This window comes from Cognatundibacterium squillarum (assembly GCF_014652435.1).
In the GTDB taxonomy this organism is placed as follows: Bacteria; Pseudomonadota; Gammaproteobacteria; order Burkholderiales; family Burkholderiaceae_D; genus Undibacterium; species Undibacterium squillarum.
Genome location: NZ_BMYU01000001.1, coordinates 813,510 through 832,288 on the forward strand (window position 1 = coordinate 813,510; position 18,779 = coordinate 832,288).

Sequence of the window (18,779 nt, forward strand, 5' to 3'; positions counted from 1 at the left end):
TCTCTGTCATACTCTGCCACTCAGGCTACATTTACAAGGTTAGCGGAATTGGCGTCGTCAACCATGCCCTTCAGTTTCTGACTGGCATGGAAAGTGACGACGCGGCGTGCGGTGATCGGAATTTCTTCACCGGTTTTCGGATTACGTCCCGGGCGCTGAGGTTTGTCACGCAACTGAAAATTCCCGAATCCGGACAGCTTGACCGATTCCCCGCGCTCCAGTGCATCGCGGATCTCATCAAAGAAGGTCTCCACCATGTCTTTTGCTTCGCGCTTGTTCAGGCCGACATGCTCAAACAGCAGCTCTGCGAGCTCTGCCTTGGTCAGTGTCGGCAGTTCTTTTTCTGCCTGTGAACGCGCTTTGGCTGCCTGAACAGCACGGGATAAATCAGCATCAAGTACCGACTGAAATTCAGCGGAATTTACGTCATTCATTGTCAAACTTCTCTCACCTATAAGACTCGCTGAACGCAATCATTAACGCAACTTCGCAGCATACTGCTGACCGGCTGCCGTTGTCAAAGCGGCCATGGCTGCTTCAACCTGCTCGTCCAGCAAAGTGCCCTGAGTATCTTGTAAGCTGAAACGGAAAGCAAGGCTTTTCTCGTCATCCGCCAGTCCCTTACCACGGTACTCATCGAACAGGCGAACAGACTGCACAATCGCACAGGCAGGATCCTTAGCACGGGTCTGACTGAAGCAATCCAGCAGCGACTGCACCGCCACATCCTGACGTACTACCAGTGCCAGATCACGACTGACCGCCTGGAACTTGGAAATTTCCTGATACACAGGCACATCTATATTCTGCAGCGCAGCGACGTCCACTTCAAACACCACCGGTGCTTGCGGCAGTTCGTATTTTTGCTGCAGCTTAGGATGCAGTTCGCCGATCACGCCAATGACTTTGCCATCGAGTTCAACACTGGCGGAACGTCCCGGATGCAACGCCACATGCTCCGCTTTCACAAAGCGCAGAGACTTCGGTGCAAACAGTGCTTCCAGATCAGCTTTGACATCAAAGAAATCCACCTGACGGTCAGCAACGCCCCACTGCTCTTCCAGCACTGGCCCGTAAGCCAGACCCGCCAGACGTTTAGGCTGATGATAGCCTGCGACCGTCAGCGGACCATCGGTCACTTGCGCATCTTTCAGATACACAGCACCGATTTCGAAAACGCGAACACGGTTCAGCTTGCGGTTAATGTTGTAGCGCGCATTCGCCACCAGACTGCTGATCAGCGTGGTACGCATCACACTCATCTGACTCGCGATCGGATTCACAACGCGCACCGGATTGGCATTCGCCGCAAAATCCAGCTCCCAGCTTTCATCGACAAAGCTGTAATTCACCACTTCCTGATAATCCTGATCAGCGATCAGGCGGCGGATGGCGAACTGAGAACGGTGGTTTTCCGGCGCGATACGCATGACATGCTCAGCCACCGGCGGCAGCGCAGGGATATTTTCAAAACCGTAGACACGTGCCACTTCTTCAATCAGATCTTCTTCGATTTCGATATCGAAACGATAGGATGGCGGTACCACATGGAACACGCCTTCTGTCAGGGTAAATTCCAGTTTCAGGCGTGTGAACACGTCAGCGATCTGTGCATCTGCCAGTGCAACACCGATCACTTTACGTGCACGGTCAGCACGCATTGCCACAGGATTGCGCTCAGGCAAACGGGTCACCAGATCGGTCACAGGACCAACCTGACCACCGCAGATTTCCACGATCAGTGCGGTAATACGTTCGATATGTTCAACGATGCTCGCAAAATCGACACCACGCTCAAAGCGGTGCGCTGCGTCAGTCGAAAAATTCAGTTTGCGTGCGCGGCCCTGAATTGCGTCTGGCCACCAGAACGCAGCTTCCAGATAAATGTTTTGTGTATCCAGCGTGACTGCACTGTCGTCACCGCCCATGATACCCGCCAGAGATTCCACCGCTTTATCATCCGCTACCACACCGAACCACGGGTCCAGCGTCACAGTATTACCGTTCAGCAGCTTCAGCGTTTCACCTTCTTTTGCCCAGCGTACTGTGATGCCGCCGTGCATTTTATCGAGGTCAAACACGTGTGACGGACGACCGAGCTCCAGCATCACATAGTTGGAAATGTCGACCAGTGCGGAGATAGAACGCTGACCACAGCGCTCCAGTCGCTGTTTCATCCAGTCCGGCGTTGCCGCTTTTGCGTTTACACCGCGAATCACGCGACCGGCAAAACGACCGCACAGCTCTGGTGCTTCGATTTTAACGGGCACGGTTTCAGTCAGTGTGACCGGCACTTCTTTGGTGGTCGGCAGATGCAACGGTGTACCTGTCAGCGCAGATACTTCACGTGCCACGCCAAGAACCGATAAGCAATCTGCTTTATTCGGTGTCAGTTTGATCGTGAATTTCAGGTCATTCAGCTGATAGTAGTCACGGAAGTTCATGCCGACCGGCGCATCCGATGGCAACTCCAGCAAACCACTGTTTTCTTCGGACAGTTTCAGTTCACGTGCGGAACACAGCATACCCTGTGATTCCACACCGCGCAGCTTGCCGACTTTGATCACGAATGGTTTACCATCCGCACCCGGCGGCAGTACTGCACCAGCCGTCGCGCACGGAATACGCAAACCGACGCGCACGTTCGGCGCACCGCAAACGATATTCAGTAAAGTGCCGGTACCCACATCCACCTGACATACATTTAAACGGTCTGCATCCGGATGCTTGACCACTTCACGTACTTCCGCCACCACCACATTGGTGAAAGGAGGAGCAACGGGCTCAACTTCTTCCACTTCGAGGCCAGACATCGTCAGCAGATGGGACAGCTCATCCGAAGTCAACTTCGGATCGACCATGGTACGAAGCCAGTTTTCAGAAAATTGCATAATTCAGCTCTGTCTAATGAGATTAATTCGGTTGTCGGGATCAGTTGAACTGCTTCAGGAAGCGCAGATCACCCTCGTAGAACAGGCGCAGGTCGTTCACACCATAGCGCAGCATGGTCAGACGCTCCAGACCGGAACCGAATGCGAAACCGATGTATTTTTCAGGATCCAGACCCATGTTACGGATCACGGAAGGATGTACCTGACCAGAGCCCGAAACTTCCAGCCAGCGGCCTTTCAGCGGACCACTGCCGAACGCGATATCGATCTCTGCGGATGGTTCAGTGAAAGGGAAATAGGATGGACGGAAGCGCACTTGCAGATCGTCGGTTTCAAAGAATGCGCGGACGAAATTCAGGTACACACCTTTCAGATCCGCGAAGCTGATATTTTCAGCAATCCACAGACCTTCTACCTGGTGGAACATCGGAGAATGCGTCGCATCGCTGTCAACGCGATAAGTACGGCCCGGTGCGATTACTTTGATCGGCGGCTGATTAGCACGCGCATAGCGCACCTGCATCGGGCTGGTATGGGTACGCAGCAGCAATTGCTTGCCCTGGCTGTCGTTACCATCAACATAGAATGTATCCTGCATCGAACGTGCCGGATGATTTTCCGGGCTGTTCAGCGCAGTAAAATTAGTCCAGTCAGTTTCAATTTCGGGGCCGTCTGCCACATCGAAACCGATAGAACGGAAAATCTCTTCAACACGCTGCCATGTGCGCATTACCGGGTGAATACCACCAACACTGCGGCCACGGCCTGGCAGGGTCACATCAATTGCCTCTGCATTCAGGCGCGCCTGCAGCTGTGCATTCGCCAGCGCTTCACGGCGCTCGGTCAGCGCATTTTCAATCTGTGTTTTGGCAGCATTAATCACTGCTCCCTGTGCTTTACGCTCTTCCGGTGCCAGCTTACCCAGACTTTTCATGAGTTCGGTAATCTGGCCGCTTTTTCCCAGATAAACCGCTTTGGCGTTTTCGAGCGCTGCAGCATCCGGCGCTGCAAGAAAATCAGCACGGGCCTGGCTGACAATTTGATCTAATGAATTCATGCGTTGTTCCCGCTGACTAGAAGCTGAATGAAAAACTGAAAACAAAACGGGGCACAGGAATCAACCTTTGCCCCGTTTGCTGTGGCTGACCAAAGAAAGTCAGCCAGCGCGACTGTAAGTCAGATTACGCTGCCAGGTTGGCTTTAACTTGGTTCACAATAGCAGCGAAAGCAGCTTTGTCAGTTACAGCCATGTCAGCCAGCACTTTACGGTCGAGTGCAATCGCGGCTTTTTTCAGGCCGTTCATGAACACGCTGTAAGTGATGCCGTGTTGACGTGCACCAGCGTTGATACGTGCGATCCACAGTGCGCGGAATACACGTTTTTTGTTGCGGCGGTCACGGTATGCGTACTGACCAGCGCGCATAACTGCTTGCTTAGCAATACGGAATACTTTACTGCGACGACCACGGTAACCTTTTGCAAGGTTCAGAACTTTTTTATGACGGGCACGAGCTGTAACCCCACGTTTTACTCTAGGCATAATTACTCCTTAACGGTGTTGAGGTTAAGCACTTGGCATCATACGTGCCACGGATTCCATATTGGTGCTGTGAACACCTACGGCACCGCGCAGCTGACGTTTGTTTTTGGTCGTTTTCTTAGTCAGGATGTGACGTTTGAACGCTTGACCACGTTTTACAGTACCGCCCGGACGGACGCGGAAGCGCTTTTTCGCGCTGCTTTTCGTCTTCATTTTTGGCATAGCATCTCTGTCTTTTCGACAGCTCCGTTATATATGATGGTAGGTGGCAGCAAATTCACTGCTCTTGGATGCCTACTTCTCACTTATTAGTGCAGTCTGTTTCCAGACTGCATTCTGTCCGGCTTCACAACCGGACGAATTCTGATAATTCGGAAAAACCGGATTATTTTTTCTTCTTCGGTGCCAGAACCATCACCATCTGACGGCCTTCCACTTTCGGGAATTGCTCGACCTGACCATATGGTTCCAGATCTTGCTTCAGGCGTTCCAGCATACGCACACCGATATCCTGGTGAGCCATTTCACGACCACGGAAACGCAGTGTGATTTTGGTCTTATCACCTTCCTCGAGGAACTTAATCAGGTTACGCAGCTTGATGTTGTAATCGCCATCGTCTGTACCCGGGCGGAATTTAATCTCTTTCACCGAAATGACTTTTTGTTTCATTTTGGCTTCATGAGCTTTTTTCTGCTCCTGATACTTGAACTTGCCGTAATCCATCAGACGGCAAACGGGAGGTTGCGCATTCGGCGCAATTTCAACGAGGTCAACTTCAGCCTCTTCCGCCAGGCGGAAGGCTTCACTTAATTTAACGATACCCAGAGGTTCGTTATCAACGCCGGACAAACGCACTTCAGACGCGTTGATTTCCCCGTTGATACGATGTGTCTTATCGGTAGCTATTGCCGTTTCCTTCAAAAAAAATAATCAAAACTGTGCTACCCCGCTTTACCGGCGGGGCTGCCCTGACAACGGATTACACCTTGGATGATACCTCGTCCTGCAGACGGAAAATAAAGGCTTCGAGCGACATTACGCCCAGATCCTGATTGCCACGCGTACGCACAGCGACAGTGTTTGCATCACGTTCTTTATCACCGACAACAACGATATACGGTAATTTTTGAATAGAATGCTCGCGTATTTTATAGGTAATTTTCTCGTTGCGCAAATCGGCATTTGCTCTAAATCCTTGTTTTCTCAGGATTTCAGCAAGGTTTTTCGCATACTCAGCCTGCGCATCGGAAATATTCAGCACCGAAATCTGCACCGGCGCCAGCCACAAAGGCAATGCACCAGCGTGATTTTCGATCAGAATACCGATAAAACGCTCCATCGAACCAACAATCGCACGATGCAGCATGACTGGCACTTTACGACTGTTATCGTCAGCAACATATTCCGCACCCAGACGTCCCGGCATAAAGAAGTCGACCTGCATCGTACCCACCTGCCATGGACGACCCAGACTGTCTTTCAGGTGATACTCGATTTTAGGTCCGTAAAACGCACCCTCACCCGGCAGCTCTTCCCACTCTTCCACACCGCAGGCACGCAAGCCGGCGCGCAGAGTTTCCTCCGCACGATCCCAAACCTCGTCGGTTCCGATACGGTTTTCCGGGCGCAGCGCCAATTTGATCGAAATATTCTTGAAACCAAAATCCTGATAAACCTTCATCGCTTGCGGATGGAAAGCCGTCACTTCTGACTGAATCTGTTCTTCAGTACAGAAAATATGGCCGTCATCCTGCGTAAAGCCACGCACACGCATAATGCCGTGCAACGCGCCGGATGGCTCGTTACGATGACACTGACCAAACTCACCGAAACGCAATGGCAAATCACGGTAAGACTTCATGCCGGAATTAAAAATCTGCACATGACCCGGGCAATTCATTGGTTTCAGCGCATACGAGCGGTTTTCCGATTCGGTGACAAACATATTGTCTTTGTAGTTATCCCAGTGACCGGTTTTACCCCACAGAGAGCTATCCAGAATCTGAGGACCTTTCACTTCCTGATAACCACAGTCCTGATACACCTTACGCATGTACTGCTCTACCTGCTGCCACACGGTCCAGCCTTTTGCGTGCCAGAACACCAGACCCGGTGCCTCATCCTGGAAGTGGAACAGATCCAGCGATTTCCCCAGCTTACGGTGATCACGCTTCTCTGCTTCTTCCAGCATATGCAAATATGCTTCCTGCTCCTCTTTTTTCGCCCAGGCAGTACCATAGACACGCTGCAGCATTTCGTTTTTCGAATCACCGCGCCAGTATGCACCGGCCAGCTTCATCAGCTTAAATACTTTCAACTTACCAGTCGACGGTACGTGCGGACCACGGCACAGGTCAGTGAAATTGCCTTCGGTGTACAGAGAAACATCTTCACCTTGCGGAATAGAAGCAATAATCTCAGCTTTATAGCTTTCACCGATGGACTTGAAGTAAGAAACGGCCTCATCACGTGGCAACACTTTGCGAGTTACCGGCTCATCTTTCTTTGCCAGTTCCGACATCTTCTTTTCGATTGCCACCAGATCATCCGGTGTAAATGGACGCTTATAGGAGAAGTCGTAATAAAAACCGTTTTCGATCACAGGACCGATAGTCACCTGCGCATCCGGAAACAATTCTTTCACTGCATATGCCAGCAAGTGAGCTGTTGAGTGACGAATCACCTCCAGACCATCCGCATCTTTATCGGTGACGATTGCCAGATCAGAATCCTGCTCAATCAAAAAGGAAGTATCCACCAGCTTACCGTCAACACGGCCTGCCAGTGCTGCTTTTGCTAAACCGGCACCAATACTCGCTGCCACTTGGGCAACAGTTACCGGCGCATCGAACTGACGCAAAGAACCATCAGGAAGTTTTACTGAGATCATGTCACTCTCCAAGTGGCAAAATACAAAAGAAACGGAAAAATGCAGGAATTTCTGGACGAAAAAAAAAGCACGGCTAGCCGTGCTTTTTCTTTTATTGAAAGACGAAAAAGAACCCTGACTAGCGTCACTCACAAACCATCAACGTGGTAGTTCGCGGTGTCATAACCGGGTTGCCTTTCTCGCTCTTATCTGAATTGGTGGTAGACACGATTGGACTCGAACCAACGACCCCTACCATGTCAAGGTAGTGCTCTAACCAGCTGAGCTACGCGTCTATAGGAGCAGCATTATAGCAAGGCCAACGAAAAAAGCTAGCCCTGCCACCATATTTTTACTTTACTGCCGGCGAACCTCCTGAATGCCGGTAACTTCACGGATCGCGTTCAGCGCCTTTACCAGTTGAGAGGTGCCGCTGATTTCCACGGTAAACGACATCCTTGCCTGACCTTTTGCACTTTGCGTATGGACGCCGATCACATTGATTTTATCTTTAGACAGCACTTCAGAAATATCTCGCAACAATCCCTGACGGTCCTGCGCCAGCACAAAAATATCGACAGGAAAAACCGTGTCACGAACCTGATCACCCCAGGTCGTCTGAATCACACGTTCCGGCGCCTTATTGCGCATTTCGGCAAAATTCTTGCAACTCAGCCTGTGTATCGACACACCTTTGCCGCGCGTGACAAAACCAACAATGTCATCCGGTGGCGCCGGCTTACAGCAGCGTGCCAGCTGGGTCATCAGTCCATCCGTACCAACCACCAGCACACCCGACTTTGCGCCCTGAATAACGCTGGAAGCGCGACTCTTATTCGTAATCTGCAATGCATCCGGCAATTCCGGCTCTGGCTGCTGTTCGCGCAGAATCAGTTCGATCTGGCGCAGACTAAACTCTTCTTTTCCGACAGATAAAAACAATTCATCCGGTGCAGCAAATCCAAGCTTACGCGCCAGCTCTTCAAGATTGACTGCGGTCTTCCCCTCGCGCTGCAGCGTTTTCTCCACCATCGCCCTGCCTTCAGACAGCGTTTGCTGCTGGTCGATTGCATTGAACCATGCCCGGATTTTGCTGCGGGTTCGGGTGCTGGCGGAATACTCGGGACTCAGCCAGTCGCGCGATGGTCCGGTTTGCGGCGAACCGGCTTTGAGCGTAATGATTTCCACCGTCTGCCCGTTTTGCAAACGCGTATTCAGCGGCACCATCACGCTGTCAACTTTTGCACCACGGCAGCGATGTCCGACATCCGTATGCAACTGATATGCAAAATCTACCGGCGTGGCATTACTTGGCAATTCGATGACTTTCGCCTGCGGTGTTAATACATAAATCCGGTCGTCAATGGATGCGGATTTGAGTTTTTCCACCCATTCTTTTTGTACATCTTCATGCTCAACAACCGCATCGGTCACATCCGTTTTCCACGCCAGCAACTGACGCAGCCAGGCGATTTTTTCATCATATTCCTGCGCGGTGAAATTTGAACCGCCGCTTTCTTTATAGCGCCAGTGCGCTGCCACACCATACTCGGCAAACTGATGCATTTCGCGTGTGCGGATCTGCACTTCGAGCGGACGACCATCATCCACCATCACTACCGTGTGCAAAGATTTATACCCGTTTGGTTTCGGACGCGAAATGTAGTCGTCAAATTCTTTTGGGATCGGTACCCATGCGTTATGTACGATACCGAGTACGGTGTAACAATCCTTAATATCATCAACAATCACACGGAAGGCACGGACATCGTACAGTTCACGGAAATCAACCGACTTCCCTTTCATCTTTTTCCAGATGCTGTAGATGTGCTTAGGGCGGCCTGATACTTCTGCGCGTACGCCAGCCGCTTTCAGCTCGCTGTTTAAACGGGCAATCGAATTCACCACGAAAGATTCACGTTCAACCCGCTTCTCTTCCAGCATCTTCGCAATACGCTTGTACTGATCAGGCTCGAGAAAGCGGAACGATAAGTCTTCCAGCTCCCACTTCAGTTGCCAGACACCGAGCCGGTTTGCCAGCGGCGCATACAAATCCATGGTTTCGCTGGCGTACTGACGGGCGGCACCGTCTTCCTTTTTGACTTCGGCAAAATAGCGCAGCGTGGTGACGCGGGACGATAAGCGTATCAGCACCACGCGCATATCACTGGCCATCGCCAGCACCATTTTGCGCAGGGTTTCCATCTGTGCGGCTGCCTTATCCGCAGCATCTTTACCTTTCCCCGGATCGTGCTGGGTCAGTGCTGTTTCACGCAAACGCAGCAGACGACGGGTGCCAGTCACCAGATCGGCGATCTCTGCACCAAAACGGGCCTCGATCTGCTCTGCCGCTTTTGGCGCCAGATCCGGCAATTCGAACAATAAAGCGGCAATTCGGGAATCCACATCCGTTCGCAGCATCGCCAGTGTGCTGGCCACGCCGCGCGAGAATGCAAGGGCATTCTGGCCGGTAATCACAGACTGTTCCTGATAATAAGGCGTGACAAAATCCAGCGCGTCTATCAGTTTATCTTTATCTGATTCGGACAGACTTTCCAGTAACTGTGCTTCAGACTGGGCAACGGAAGTAGAAACCATAGTGCGTTATCGGTGCTTTCTTAATTCTTTATTTCAGAGCTGCAGTCACAACCACTTCAATCAGCCATGCCGGATCAGCCAGCGGCGCCTGTACTGTTGCACGCGGCGGTGTATTACCTTCTGCCACCCAGGCATCCCAGACTTCATTCATCGCGCCGATTTGCTGAATATCTTTCAGAAAAATCTGGCAGGACAAAATACGGGATTTATCGCTGCCAGCCTCATTCAGCAAGCGCTCTACATGGCCCAGTACTTCACGGGTCTGGCCGTAAATATCCTGACTGACATCTTCCGGAATCTGACCCGCCAGATACACGACACCGTTATAAACAGCGGCTTCCGACAGACGTTTTCCGACGTGCATGCGACGAATTTCCATATACTTTTTCTTCCTTACTTTGCCAATAAAAAATCAATGACGGTCTGAATCTGATCCGGCTGCTGAAACATCGGTGCATGGCCGACACCGGCAAATTCCGCCAGCGTCGCTTTCGGACCACGCTGCTGCATTTGGGCAGCAGTTTCCGGAGTCAGCAAATCAGATTCTGCACCGCGTATGAGCAAGGTGCGTGCCTGAATTGCGTCATACGCTGCCCATAAAGACTGTTCACCTGCTTTCAGCACTTCCGGTGTGGCACTGGCAAATGCCTGCGATAAACGCAGATCATAATGGCGACGCCAGCTGCCATCGGGGTTCTGGCGCAAGACATCACCGGCCATTTTGTCCCACTGCGCATCAGAATGCGGCCCGAAAGAATCAGAGATGGCGCGGATATAAGCGACGGCTTCATCACGAGTCGCAAAGCGTACATCGTCGCCGACATAAGTTCCGATACGCGCCAGCGCAGCCGGATCGAGTGCAGGCCCGACATCGTTCAGCACCAGCTGGCGGATCGGGGAATCATTCTGCGCTGCGAGTATCATGCCGATCAGACCACCCATGGAAGTGCCGACCCAGTCCACCTGCTCTGCATTCACGCGCGCCAGCAAAGTAACCATATCGCTGACGTACTGCGGAATCGCATAAAACGCAGGATTGGCCAGATGTCCCGAATAACCGCGCCCCACCACATCAGGGCAGACAACGCGGTAGGTGTCACACAGCCGGCTTGCCAGCGCGTCGAAATCTGAAGAAACACGGGTCAGGCCATGCACACAAACCAGCACACGCGGATTCTGCGGATCACCCCATTCCTGATATGCCATTCGGTGCAGACCGGCAGGTGACAGACATTGCACATCATGACGCCGGTATTCCATGTGGTTCTCCTTATCAATGCAGCGCGTAACGCTGATAAAACCGTTTTCTCTCACATTTTACCGAGCGTTGACATTAAAATCATTGATAATTTTCCCGATTCACCGTCAAACATTCATTCGATATTCATTCACACTCCCATCACACAGGAAGGAAAGCTATGACGACTGCGACATTGCGCGGTAAAACAGCGCTGGTTACCGGTTCCACCTCCGGCATTGGTCTGGGCATTGCCCGCAAACTGGCGGGTGCCGGTGCCAATGTGATTCTGAACGGCTTTGGCGATGCCGACGACATCCAGCGCATCCGCGACAGCATCACCGCGGACTTTGGTGTGCAAACCGGTTATCACAATGCAGACCTCAGCGTCGCCACTGAGATCAGCGCGATGATGGCGTATGCGCAGGCTGAATTCGGCGGTGTCGATGTGCTGGTGAATAACGCCGGCATTCAGCATGTGGCCAGCGTCGAAGATTTTCCGGTGGAAAAATGGGATGCAGTGATTGCGATTAATCTGACCGCCTGCTTCCACACCACGCGCCTCGCGCTGCCGCAAATGCGTCAGAAGAACTGGGGCCGGATTCTGAATATTGCATCGGTACACGGTCTGGTCGCCTCCGCGAACAAATCCGCTTACGTGGCAGCGAAACACGGCCTGATTGGCTTCACCAAGACGGTGGCGCTGGAAACCGCGCAAACCGGCGTGACCTGTAACGCGATCTGTCCGGGCTGGGTGCTGACACCGCTGGTACAAAAGCAAGTTGATGCGCGCGCCGAACGCGATGGTTTGAGTAATGAGGACGCCAAAAAAGCACTGCTGCTGGAAAAACAACCATCCGGCGAATTCGTCACACCGGATCAGTTAGGTGAACTGGCAGTATTTTTATGCAGTGATGCCGCCAGTCAGATTCGCGGTGCGGCATGGAATATGGATGGCGGCTGGGCAGCCCAATAAGCCTTCGCCCCTGCCCGTTCAGAACGCTGCCAGCCCTTATGGTGCGCAGCGTTTTTTCTTTGTTCGGCATGATGATTGTGCAGATATCCGCATGAGCACTTTCCGGAGAGCCGGACTTTCTGCCGACGACCACCGGATCGCTATGCCAAAGTCCGCATTTGAGGCATTTTCCGGCAGTTTCGGGGCATGTTCCGGCTCCGCTGAACGAAAAAAGGGCGCAGCATGCTGCGCCCTGCTCCGGTGAGCTTTGACCGAATTATCCCAGCAGGGAGAAATCCAGTGCCGCCTCCGTCTTTGCCGTGATTTCTTCACGGCTCACACCATCTGCCAGCTCCACCACTTTCAAGCCTTGCGGCGTCACATCAATCACACCCAGATCGGTGATGATGCGGTTCACCACACCGACACCGGTCAGCGGCAGATTGCACTGTTTCAGGATTTTCGGTGCATCGCCTTTGGCCACATGCTCCATCAGCACGACCACGCGGCCAACACCGGCCACCAGATCCATCGCACCGCCCATGCCTTTGACCATTTTGCCCGGAATCATCCAGTTCGCCAGATCACCGTTTTCGCTGACCTGCATCGCGCCCAGAATCGCCAGATTAATTTTGCCGCCGCGTATCATCGCGAACGAATCTGCTGAACTGAAAATCGACGAACCCGCCAGTGTCGTCACGGTTTGCTTACCGGCATTGATCAGGTCTGCATCGACTTCAGCTTCCGTCGGGAAAGGACCGATACCTAGCAATCCGTTTTCCGACTGCAGCCAGACTTCCATACCGGTAGGCACGTGATTCGCCACCAGCGTTGGCAGACCGATGCCCAGATTCACGTAAAAACCGTCCTGCAATTCTTTTGCTGCGCGCGCAGCCATTTCATCACGATTCCATGCCATCGTTATCTCCTGATTCTGGTTAGGCTTCGGTTGGACGCACGGTGCGTTGCTCGATGCGTTTTTCCGGCGTTGCATTCACAACGATACGGTGCACGAAGATGCCCGGCGTATGCACTTCATCCGGATCGAAGCTGCCGGTTTCCACCAGTTCTTCCACTTCCACCACCGTGATTTTGCCCGCCATTGCCACATTCGGATTGAAGTTACGCGCAGTTTTGCGATACACCAGATTACCGGCTTTATCGGCTTTCCAGGCTTTTACCAGCGACACATCCGCCACCAGCGAACGTTCCATCACATATTGCTTACCATCGAATTCACGAATTTCTTTGCCTTCAGCCACAATCGTACCAACACCGGTACGGGTGAAGAACGCAGGAATACCTGCACCGCCGGCACGCAGTTTTTCAGCCAGCGTTCCTTGCGGTGTAAATTCCAGCTCCAGTTCGCCTGCCAGATACTGGCGTTCAAACTCTTTGTTTTCGCCAACATAAGATGAAATCATTTTGCGGATCTGACGGGTTGTCAGCAGCTGGCCGAGGCCAAAGCCATCCACACCGGCGTTATTGGAAATCGCTGTCAGGCCTTTAACGCCACTGTCACGCAGCGCGGCAATCAGCGCTTCCGGAATACCGCACAAACCAAAGCCGCCAACCGCAATCGTCTGATTATCTTTGACGATATCAGCCAATGCGCTTGCTGCATCGGGGAATACCTTGTTCATCCTTGTCTCCTTGATGGTTGAATCGCTGCTGCATCCATTGTGCAGCAGATAACGGGAACCGTTCTGCAGAATAATGACCTGCGTTATACTCCGCAATACCGTAAAACTACCTGACACCGACTGCCGCGCCATGCACCCTACGCTGCCCGACACCGATTTTGCCGACATTTTCCGCTTAGCACCGATCGGGATGTGTGTTTCGCGCCACCGTATCATCGTGGCATGCAATGAAGCACTGGCAGCCATGTTCGGCTATCTGCCACAGGAATTGTGCGGTCAGTCATTTCAGATTCTGTATCCGAGCGCGGATGAGTTTGAACGCACCGGCGCACGGATCACGCCGATTCTGAATACCAAAGGCTCATACTCTGATGAGCGTATTATGAAACGCGCCAATCAGGAATTATTCTGGTGCCACGTTTCCGGTCGTGCGCTGCACCGCGCTGATCCGCATGCAGAAGGGATCTGGACGTTTGAAGATTTAAGTGCGCGCCGTCCGGTATCTGCCGAACTGACGCCACGCGAACGCGAAATCGCCGCGCTGATTGTTGAAGGTAAAACCAGTAAGCTGATTGCGCGTCAGATTGATCTGAGCCCGCGCACGGTGGAGATGCACCGCGCCAAACTGATGAAAAAGTTCAGCGCTTCCACCTCCAGCGAACTCGTGCATAAATTGCTAGGTATCACACGCTGATTCAGCGTACGCGGCGGCCTTGCTGATCGCCTTTCAGCTCTGCGTATTTGTTACGGATTGCGTCCGGAAATGGCGTGCCCTTACCGGTTTTGCTGTCAACCCACACAACGGTTGCTCCGCCTTCTGCGTACACAGCGTAACCGTCATTGACGGAACGCATTTCCTGCGCAGTCTCAAAGCTGCTTTTCCCGAGCGAATAAATATAGGTGCAGACTTCCACCTGATCCGGATAAGTCAGTGGCTTACGGAAATCACAGCGTGCACTGACAATCACCGGGCCATTGCCATTTTCATCCGGCAGGCAACCCATCGCTGCCAGCCATTCAATCCGCGCCTGCTCCATATAGCGGAAATACACGGTATTGTTAACATGCCCCAGTGCATCCATGTCACCCCAGCGCACCGGAATCGTCATGGTATGCACCAGTTTTTTCTCGTTACTTTGTTCGGTCATCTTTATTGCGCACTTAAACCATCATCTGCCGTGACGATGGTGCCATTTAAAAAACGGGATTCTTCTGCTGCCAGCAGCAGCAACAAACCATCTAAATCTTCCGGCGCTCCCACGCGTCGGCGTGGCAGTATATCGATCAGTTTTTTACCCTGCTCGGTATGAAAATAATCTTCATTGATTTCGGTTGAAATATAGCCGGGACAAATCGCATTTACGTTAATGCCGAAGCGTCCCCATTCAACCGCCATCGCCTTCGTCATATGAATAATGGCAGCCTTGCTCATGCAGTAAATGCCAATCTGCGGTAATACACGTAAGCCAGCAACAGAAGCAATGTTTACGATTCTGTGTTGTTTGCGCGGATCACCTTTATGACGTGCAATCATGCGCTTGGCGGCTTCCTGCGCTACAAAAAATGCACCGCGCTGATTGGTGTCCATCACATAAGCGTAGTCATCCGGTGTCACATCAATCAGCTTTTGTGTTGTTGATACACCGGAATTATTAATCAGAATATCAATCGGACCGGCTTCCGTTTCAGCATGGGCAATCGCAGCTTTGATACTGGCATAGTCCGTCACATCGAGACTCACAACATGCGCTGCACCGCCTTCTGATTCAATTTCAGCCCGCAGTTCTTTCAACCGGTCAATACGGCGGGAAGCAAGCACCACCTGCGCACCCGCCTGTGCCAGGACTTTGGCAAAACGTGCACCAAGACCACTGGAAGCACCGGTCACTAATGCAATTTTTCCTTCAAAATTGACTTCCACTCCCATTCGCCGTTCCTCCTGTGCGTCAATGTGGTTTGGTTCTGCGCGAAAAAGCGCAGGCATGTATCCGTATTATCATGACACAACGCTAAATCAAAATGTTGTAAGTCGCTGAAAATATAGCGCTGGATCAGATGAAAACCGGCAAATTCACATCGCACCTGATGCACTGAAACAGTGAAGCTGCGATAATCTCGGCACAACGAATGCCTGTTTTGTCGCGGCGAATATCCGACTGATTACCGGAAACGCGACCAGCCTGCTCACAAAGGCGTACAGACACAAACGGAGACATCCCTCCACAGCATGTTCAGCTGTCTTTCGGTCAGTCAGCATATGCAGCGACAACACTGGCAGCACCAGCGCTTTTCTAGGCGACGGTTTCTAATCCCGTACTTGCAGATTGGTAAACCAGCAGATACCATGCTGAGAACAATTTAGCACGTTCGTTCGAAAAATTTTCAGAAAGCGAAAACAGTCATGACACAAAATCTTGTCGAACAGTTCGGCCCTCGCGATGCGATGGAATACGACGTCGTCATCGTTGGCGGAGGCCCTGCTGGCCTGTCAGCCGCGATTCGTTTAAAGCAGCTTGCAGCAGAGCAAGGTAAAGAAGTTTCCGTCTGCCTGTTGGAAAAAGGCGGAGAACTGGGCGCACACATTCTGTCCGGCGCGGTCATGGATCCGAAAGCACTGACCGAACTGATTCCTGACTGGAAAGAACGTGGCGCTCCGCTGCATACCGAAGTCACAGAAGACCGCTTCCTGTTTCTGTCTGAAACGAAAGCTTATAAAACGCCGAACTGGTTATTGCCGAAGTGCTTCCAGAATCATGGCAATTACGTCATTTCTCTGGCAAACGTTGTACGCTGGCTCGGTCAGCAGGCTGAAGCGCTTGGTGTGGAAATTTTCCCGGGCTTTACTGCTGCAGAAGTGCTGTATAACGACAATGGCTCGGTAAAAGGTATCGCAACCGGCAATATGGGGGTTACACGCGAAGGCGAAGCGGGTCCGAACTTCCAGCTGGGTATGGAACTGCACGCGAAATACACCCTGTTTGCTGAAGGTGCACGTGGCCATCTCGGCAAACAACTGATGACGAAGTTCGATTTGAACAAAGGTAAAGATCCGCAAACCTATGGCATCGGTATTAAAGAACTGTGGGAAATTGATCCCGCAAAACACCAGCCCGGGCTTGTCATTCATACCGCAGGCTGGCCGCTGGATAATGACACATATGGTGGCTCTTTCCTCTACCACCTGGAAAACAATCAAGTTGCTGTAGGTTACGTGGTTGGTCTCGGCTACGAAAATCCTTATCTGTCACCGTACGAAGAGTTCCAGCGCTATAAAACGCATCCTGAAATTCGTCAGTTCTTTGAAGGCGGCAAACGTATCGCTTACGGCGCACGTGCAATTGCAGCGGGCGGCCTGCAATCATTGCCGAAACTGACTTTCCCCGGTGGTGCACTGATTGGCTGCGATGCCGGCTTCCTGAATGCGAGCCGTATTAAGGGCAGCCATGCAGCGATTAAGAGCGGCATGATGGCTGCAGATGCCGTATTTGGTGCGCTCGGACAAGATCGCGCTTACGATGAAGTCACAGATTACAGCAAAGCTTTTGAAACTTCTTGGCTGCATGAAGAATTGCATGTTGCCCGTAACTTTAAGCCGTCCATGAGCAAAGGTCTGGTTCTAGGCACGTTACTGGTGGGGATTGATCAGGTTTTATTCGGAGGCAAAGCACCATGGACTTTCCGTCACTCCAAGGCGGATCATGAATATCTGCGCCCTGCATCTGATTTTGCACCTATTCAGTATCCGAAGCCGGATGGCAAACTGACATTTGACCGCTTGTCCTCTGTCTTCATTTCAAATACAAACCATGAAGAAGATCAGCCGATTCATCTGACATTGCGTAATTCTGAAGTCCCGGTCAATGTAAATCTCGCGAAATACGCAGGCCCTGAAACCCGGTATTGCCCGGCAGGTGTATATGAGTTCACAAAGACTGATGAGGGTCAGGATAAGCTGCAGATCAACGCGCAAAACTGCGTACACTGCAAAACCTGTGACATCAAAGATCCGACACAAAACATCGTCTGGATTACACCGGAAGGTGGCGGCGGTCCTAACTATCCAAATATGTAACACCCATGAGAAAAGCAGGCAAATGCCTGCTTTTTTTATTTGCTACATCATTGCTTATCAGAGTGTACCCAGATGCGCCTTGATATTAATGGTCGTCAGGCAGGCCACTCACCCCTGAGAATTTTCTCAAGCCAGAAAATACCGATGATGGTTTTCACATCCGTAATTTTCCCTTCCCTTACCCACTGAGACAATTCTTCCGGTGTTGCATAAAAAGTTTCGAGAAATTCTCCGTCATCAAGATGCCGTTGACCTTCTGTAATTTCACGAGCAAGGAAAATTTCGATACGTTCGTTTGCATAGGCGATCGCATTATGAATGGTCGTCAGATGCACCCAGTTCTGAGCGGCACAACCAGTTTCTTCCTCCAGCTCCCGCTTCGCACAGGTCAGCAAATCTTCGCCGTATTCGAGCTTACCGGCCGGAAACTCGATAAACACTCTGTTAAGCGGATATCTGAATTGTCGCTCGACCAGTACACGCCCATCATTCATGAGAGGAATAATAACTACCGCGCCGGGATGCAAAATATATTCGCGTGTTGTTTCTTTTCCGTCAGGCAAAATTACGGTATCCCGCTTCACTTTCAGGAAATGTCCATCCAGCACAAGCGTGCTGTCCTTGGTCAACTCACGCAAATGTCCGTCATCTTCTTGTTTATGCTGCATGCCGTCTCATCAGATATCGGTAAACGAAACCGGGAAATGCCAGAACAACAAATAGGCACAAAGTCACCACAAAAAATTGCCATTCCTGTGGAAACCGGTTTCCCCTTGCTGATTCAAACTGGAACCCGGCAAACAACAAGACACCATAAAGCGTAGTCAGTTCCAGCAATCGTAGCCAAAAGGGTTTAAAAGAAAAACGCTGCATCGCGATAATTGCGAAGCAGCGCTCACTGATAAAAGGCAGGTTAGCCAGTATTACTGCCAACCCGCCAAGAATCCACACACCAAAGCTATTCAAAGATCA

General features: G+C 51.6%; 19 protein-coding genes and 1 tRNA gene. 3 read left to right on the forward strand and 17 right to left on the reverse strand.

Annotated elements, in window-relative coordinates; all coding sequences use genetic code 11:
- Positions 1-20: 20 nt before the first annotated feature.
- The 11 genes from IE092_RS03385 to IE092_RS03435 form a co-directional block, all read right to left on the reverse strand.
- The gene (locus IE092_RS03385; protein ID WP_189355573.1) at positions 21-434 is read right to left on the reverse strand and encodes an integration host factor subunit alpha; all 414 of its coding nucleotides are present in this window, start codon (positions 432-434) and stop codon (positions 21-23) included.
- Positions 435-476: 42 nt separating this feature from the next.
- Positions 477-2,891 carry a phenylalanine--tRNA ligase subunit beta gene (pheT, locus tag IE092_RS03390; RefSeq protein ID WP_189355574.1) on the reverse strand — a complete coding sequence of 805 codons (2,415 nt, stop codon included), beginning with the start codon at positions 2,889-2,891 and terminating at the stop codon, positions 477-479.
- Positions 2,892-2,931: 40 nt separating this feature from the next.
- On the reverse strand, positions 2,932-3,948 hold the full coding sequence (pheS, locus tag IE092_RS03395) for a phenylalanine--tRNA ligase subunit alpha (RefSeq protein WP_189355575.1): 1,017 nt from the start codon (positions 3,946-3,948) through the stop codon (positions 2,932-2,934).
- A gap of 124 nt (positions 3,949-4,072) precedes the next feature.
- Entirely contained in the window at positions 4,073-4,432 is a 360-nt protein-coding gene (gene rplT, locus IE092_RS03400) for a 50S ribosomal protein L20 (RefSeq protein ID WP_189355576.1), read from the reverse strand.
- 24 nt (positions 4,433-4,456) lie between these two features.
- A complete protein-coding gene (gene rpmI, locus IE092_RS03405) occupies positions 4,457-4,654 on the reverse strand; it encodes a 50S ribosomal protein L35 (protein ID WP_189355577.1) in 198 nt (65 codons plus the stop codon).
- Positions 4,655-4,817: 163 nt separating this feature from the next.
- Complete coding sequence (gene infC / locus IE092_RS03410) at positions 4,818-5,354, reverse strand: translation initiation factor IF-3 (protein WP_189355578.1); 537 nt, start codon at positions 5,352-5,354, stop codon at positions 4,818-4,820.
- A 58-nt stretch (positions 5,355-5,412) separates the two neighbouring features.
- On the reverse strand, positions 5,413-7,323 hold the full coding sequence (gene thrS, locus IE092_RS03415; RefSeq protein ID WP_189355579.1) for a threonine--tRNA ligase: 1,911 nt from the start codon (positions 7,321-7,323) through the stop codon (positions 5,413-5,415).
- A 198-nt stretch (positions 7,324-7,521) separates the two neighbouring features.
- A tRNA-Val gene (locus tag IE092_RS03420) sits at positions 7,522-7,598 on the reverse strand.
- Between the two features lie 61 nt (positions 7,599-7,659).
- Complete coding sequence (locus IE092_RS03425) at positions 7,660-9,900, reverse strand: RelA/SpoT family protein (protein ID WP_189355580.1); 2,241 nt, start codon at positions 9,898-9,900, stop codon at positions 7,660-7,662.
- 28 nt (positions 9,901-9,928) lie between these two features.
- Positions 9,929-10,279 (reverse strand): RidA family protein, encoded by a 351-nt coding sequence (locus tag IE092_RS03430; protein WP_189355581.1) that lies wholly within the window; start codon positions 10,277-10,279, stop codon positions 9,929-9,931.
- A gap of 14 nt (positions 10,280-10,293) precedes the next feature.
- Positions 10,294-11,160, reverse strand: a complete 867-nt coding sequence (locus IE092_RS03435; protein ID WP_229793001.1) for an alpha/beta fold hydrolase — start codon at positions 11,158-11,160, stop codon at positions 10,294-10,296.
- Positions 11,161-11,318: 158 nt separating this feature from the next.
- Between IE092_RS03435 and IE092_RS03440 the strand changes: the two genes are divergently transcribed.
- Entirely contained in the window at positions 11,319-12,113 is a 795-nt protein-coding gene (locus IE092_RS03440) for a 3-hydroxybutyrate dehydrogenase (protein WP_189355582.1), read from the forward strand.
- 256 nt (positions 12,114-12,369) lie between these two features.
- On the opposite strand, the gene IE092_RS03445 is transcribed toward IE092_RS03440, so the two are convergent.
- Positions 12,370-13,011 (reverse strand): CoA transferase subunit B, encoded by a 642-nt coding sequence (locus tag IE092_RS03445; RefSeq protein ID WP_189355583.1) that lies wholly within the window; start codon positions 13,009-13,011, stop codon positions 12,370-12,372.
- 19 nt (positions 13,012-13,030) lie between these two features.
- Positions 13,031-13,735, reverse strand: a complete 705-nt coding sequence (locus tag IE092_RS03450) for a CoA transferase subunit A (protein WP_189355584.1) — start codon at positions 13,733-13,735, stop codon at positions 13,031-13,033.
- Between the two features lie 130 nt (positions 13,736-13,865).
- Here IE092_RS03450 and IE092_RS03455 point away from each other — a divergent pair, with 130 nt between their 5' ends.
- Positions 13,866-14,429 carry a LuxR C-terminal-related transcriptional regulator gene (locus tag IE092_RS03455; RefSeq protein WP_189355585.1) on the forward strand — a complete coding sequence of 188 codons (564 nt, stop codon included), beginning with the start codon at positions 13,866-13,868 and terminating at the stop codon, positions 14,427-14,429.
- A 1-nt stretch (position 14,430) separates the two neighbouring features.
- Here IE092_RS03455 and IE092_RS03460 read toward each other — a convergent pair whose 3' ends face one another.
- Both IE092_RS03460 and IE092_RS03465 read right to left on the reverse strand, forming a co-directional pair.
- Positions 14,431-14,883, reverse strand: a complete 453-nt coding sequence (locus tag IE092_RS03460) for an acyl-CoA thioesterase (protein WP_189355586.1) — start codon at positions 14,881-14,883, stop codon at positions 14,431-14,433.
- A gap of 2 nt (positions 14,884-14,885) precedes the next feature.
- A complete protein-coding gene (locus tag IE092_RS03465) occupies positions 14,886-15,662 on the reverse strand; it encodes an SDR family oxidoreductase (protein WP_189355587.1) in 777 nt (258 codons plus the stop codon).
- Between the two features lie 516 nt (positions 15,663-16,178).
- Here IE092_RS03465 and IE092_RS03470 point away from each other — a divergent pair.
- Positions 16,179-17,807 (forward strand): electron transfer flavoprotein-ubiquinone oxidoreductase, encoded by a 1,629-nt coding sequence (locus tag IE092_RS03470; protein ID WP_189355786.1) that lies wholly within the window; start codon positions 16,179-16,181, stop codon positions 17,805-17,807.
- Positions 17,808-17,902: 95 nt separating this feature from the next.
- Here the strand turns inward: IE092_RS03470 and IE092_RS03475 are convergent, their stop codons facing one another.
- Complete coding sequence (locus IE092_RS03475; protein WP_189355588.1) at positions 17,903-18,475, reverse strand: NUDIX domain-containing protein; 573 nt, start codon at positions 18,473-18,475, stop codon at positions 17,903-17,905.
- The gene (locus IE092_RS03480) at positions 18,465-18,773 is read right to left on the reverse strand and encodes a DUF2818 family protein (RefSeq protein WP_189355589.1); all 309 of its coding nucleotides are present in this window, start codon (positions 18,771-18,773) and stop codon (positions 18,465-18,467) included. Before IE092_RS03480 ends, IE092_RS03475 begins: the two co-directional genes overlap by 11 nt.
- Between the last annotated feature and the right edge of the window lie 6 nt (positions 18,774-18,779).

Bases quoted from the DNA above. Each gene is read 5' to 3' on its own strand.
- IE092_RS03445 (WP_189355583.1), bottom strand. From the start codon at position 13,011: ATGGCATGGAATCGTGATGAAATGGCTGCGCGCGCAGCAAAAGAATTG.
- IE092_RS03455 (WP_189355585.1), top strand. From the start codon at position 13,866: ATGCACCCTACGCTGCCCGACACCGATTTTGCCGACATTTTCCGCTTA.
- rplT (WP_189355576.1), bottom strand. From the start codon at position 4,432: ATGCCTAGAGTAAAACGTGGGGTTACAGCTCGTGCCCGTCATAAAAAA.
- rpmI (WP_189355577.1), bottom strand. From the start codon at position 4,654: ATGCCAAAAATGAAGACGAAAAGCAGCGCGAAAAAGCGCTTCCGCGTC.
- IE092_RS03435 (WP_229793001.1), bottom strand. From the start codon at position 11,160: ATGGAATACCGGCGTCATGATGTGCAATGTCTGTCACCTGCCGGTCTG.
- pheS (WP_189355575.1), bottom strand. From the start codon at position 3,948: ATGAATTCATTAGATCAAATTGTCAGCCAGGCCCGTGCTGATTTTCTT.
- IE092_RS03465 (WP_189355587.1), bottom strand. From the start codon at position 15,662: ATGGGAGTGGAAGTCAATTTTGAAGGAAAAATTGCATTAGTGACCGGT.
- pheT (WP_189355574.1), bottom strand. From the start codon at position 2,891: ATGCAATTTTCTGAAAACTGGCTTCGTACCATGGTCGATCCGAAGTTG.
- IE092_RS03475 (WP_189355588.1), bottom strand. From the start codon at position 18,475: ATGCAGCATAAACAAGAAGATGACGGACATTTGCGTGAGTTGACCAAG.
- IE092_RS03450 (WP_189355584.1), bottom strand. From the start codon at position 13,735: ATGAACAAGGTATTCCCCGATGCAGCAAGCGCATTGGCTGATATCGTC.
- IE092_RS03470 (WP_189355786.1), top strand. From the start codon at position 16,179: ATGGAATACGACGTCGTCATCGTTGGCGGAGGCCCTGCTGGCCTGTCA.
- IE092_RS03460 (WP_189355586.1), bottom strand. From the start codon at position 14,883: ATGACCGAACAAAGTAACGAGAAAAAACTGGTGCATACCATGACGATT.
- IE092_RS03425 (WP_189355580.1), bottom strand. From the start codon at position 9,900: ATGGTTTCTACTTCCGTTGCCCAGTCTGAAGCACAGTTACTGGAAAGT.
- thrS (WP_189355579.1), bottom strand. From the start codon at position 7,323: ATGATCTCAGTAAAACTTCCTGATGGTTCTTTGCGTCAGTTCGATGCG.
- IE092_RS03440 (WP_189355582.1), top strand. From the start codon at position 11,319: ATGACGACTGCGACATTGCGCGGTAAAACAGCGCTGGTTACCGGTTCC.
- IE092_RS03385 (WP_189355573.1), bottom strand. From the start codon at position 434: ATGAATGACGTAAATTCCGCTGAATTTCAGTCGGTACTTGATGCTGAT.
- IE092_RS03430 (WP_189355581.1), bottom strand. From the start codon at position 10,279: ATGGAAATTCGTCGCATGCACGTCGGAAAACGTCTGTCGGAAGCCGCT.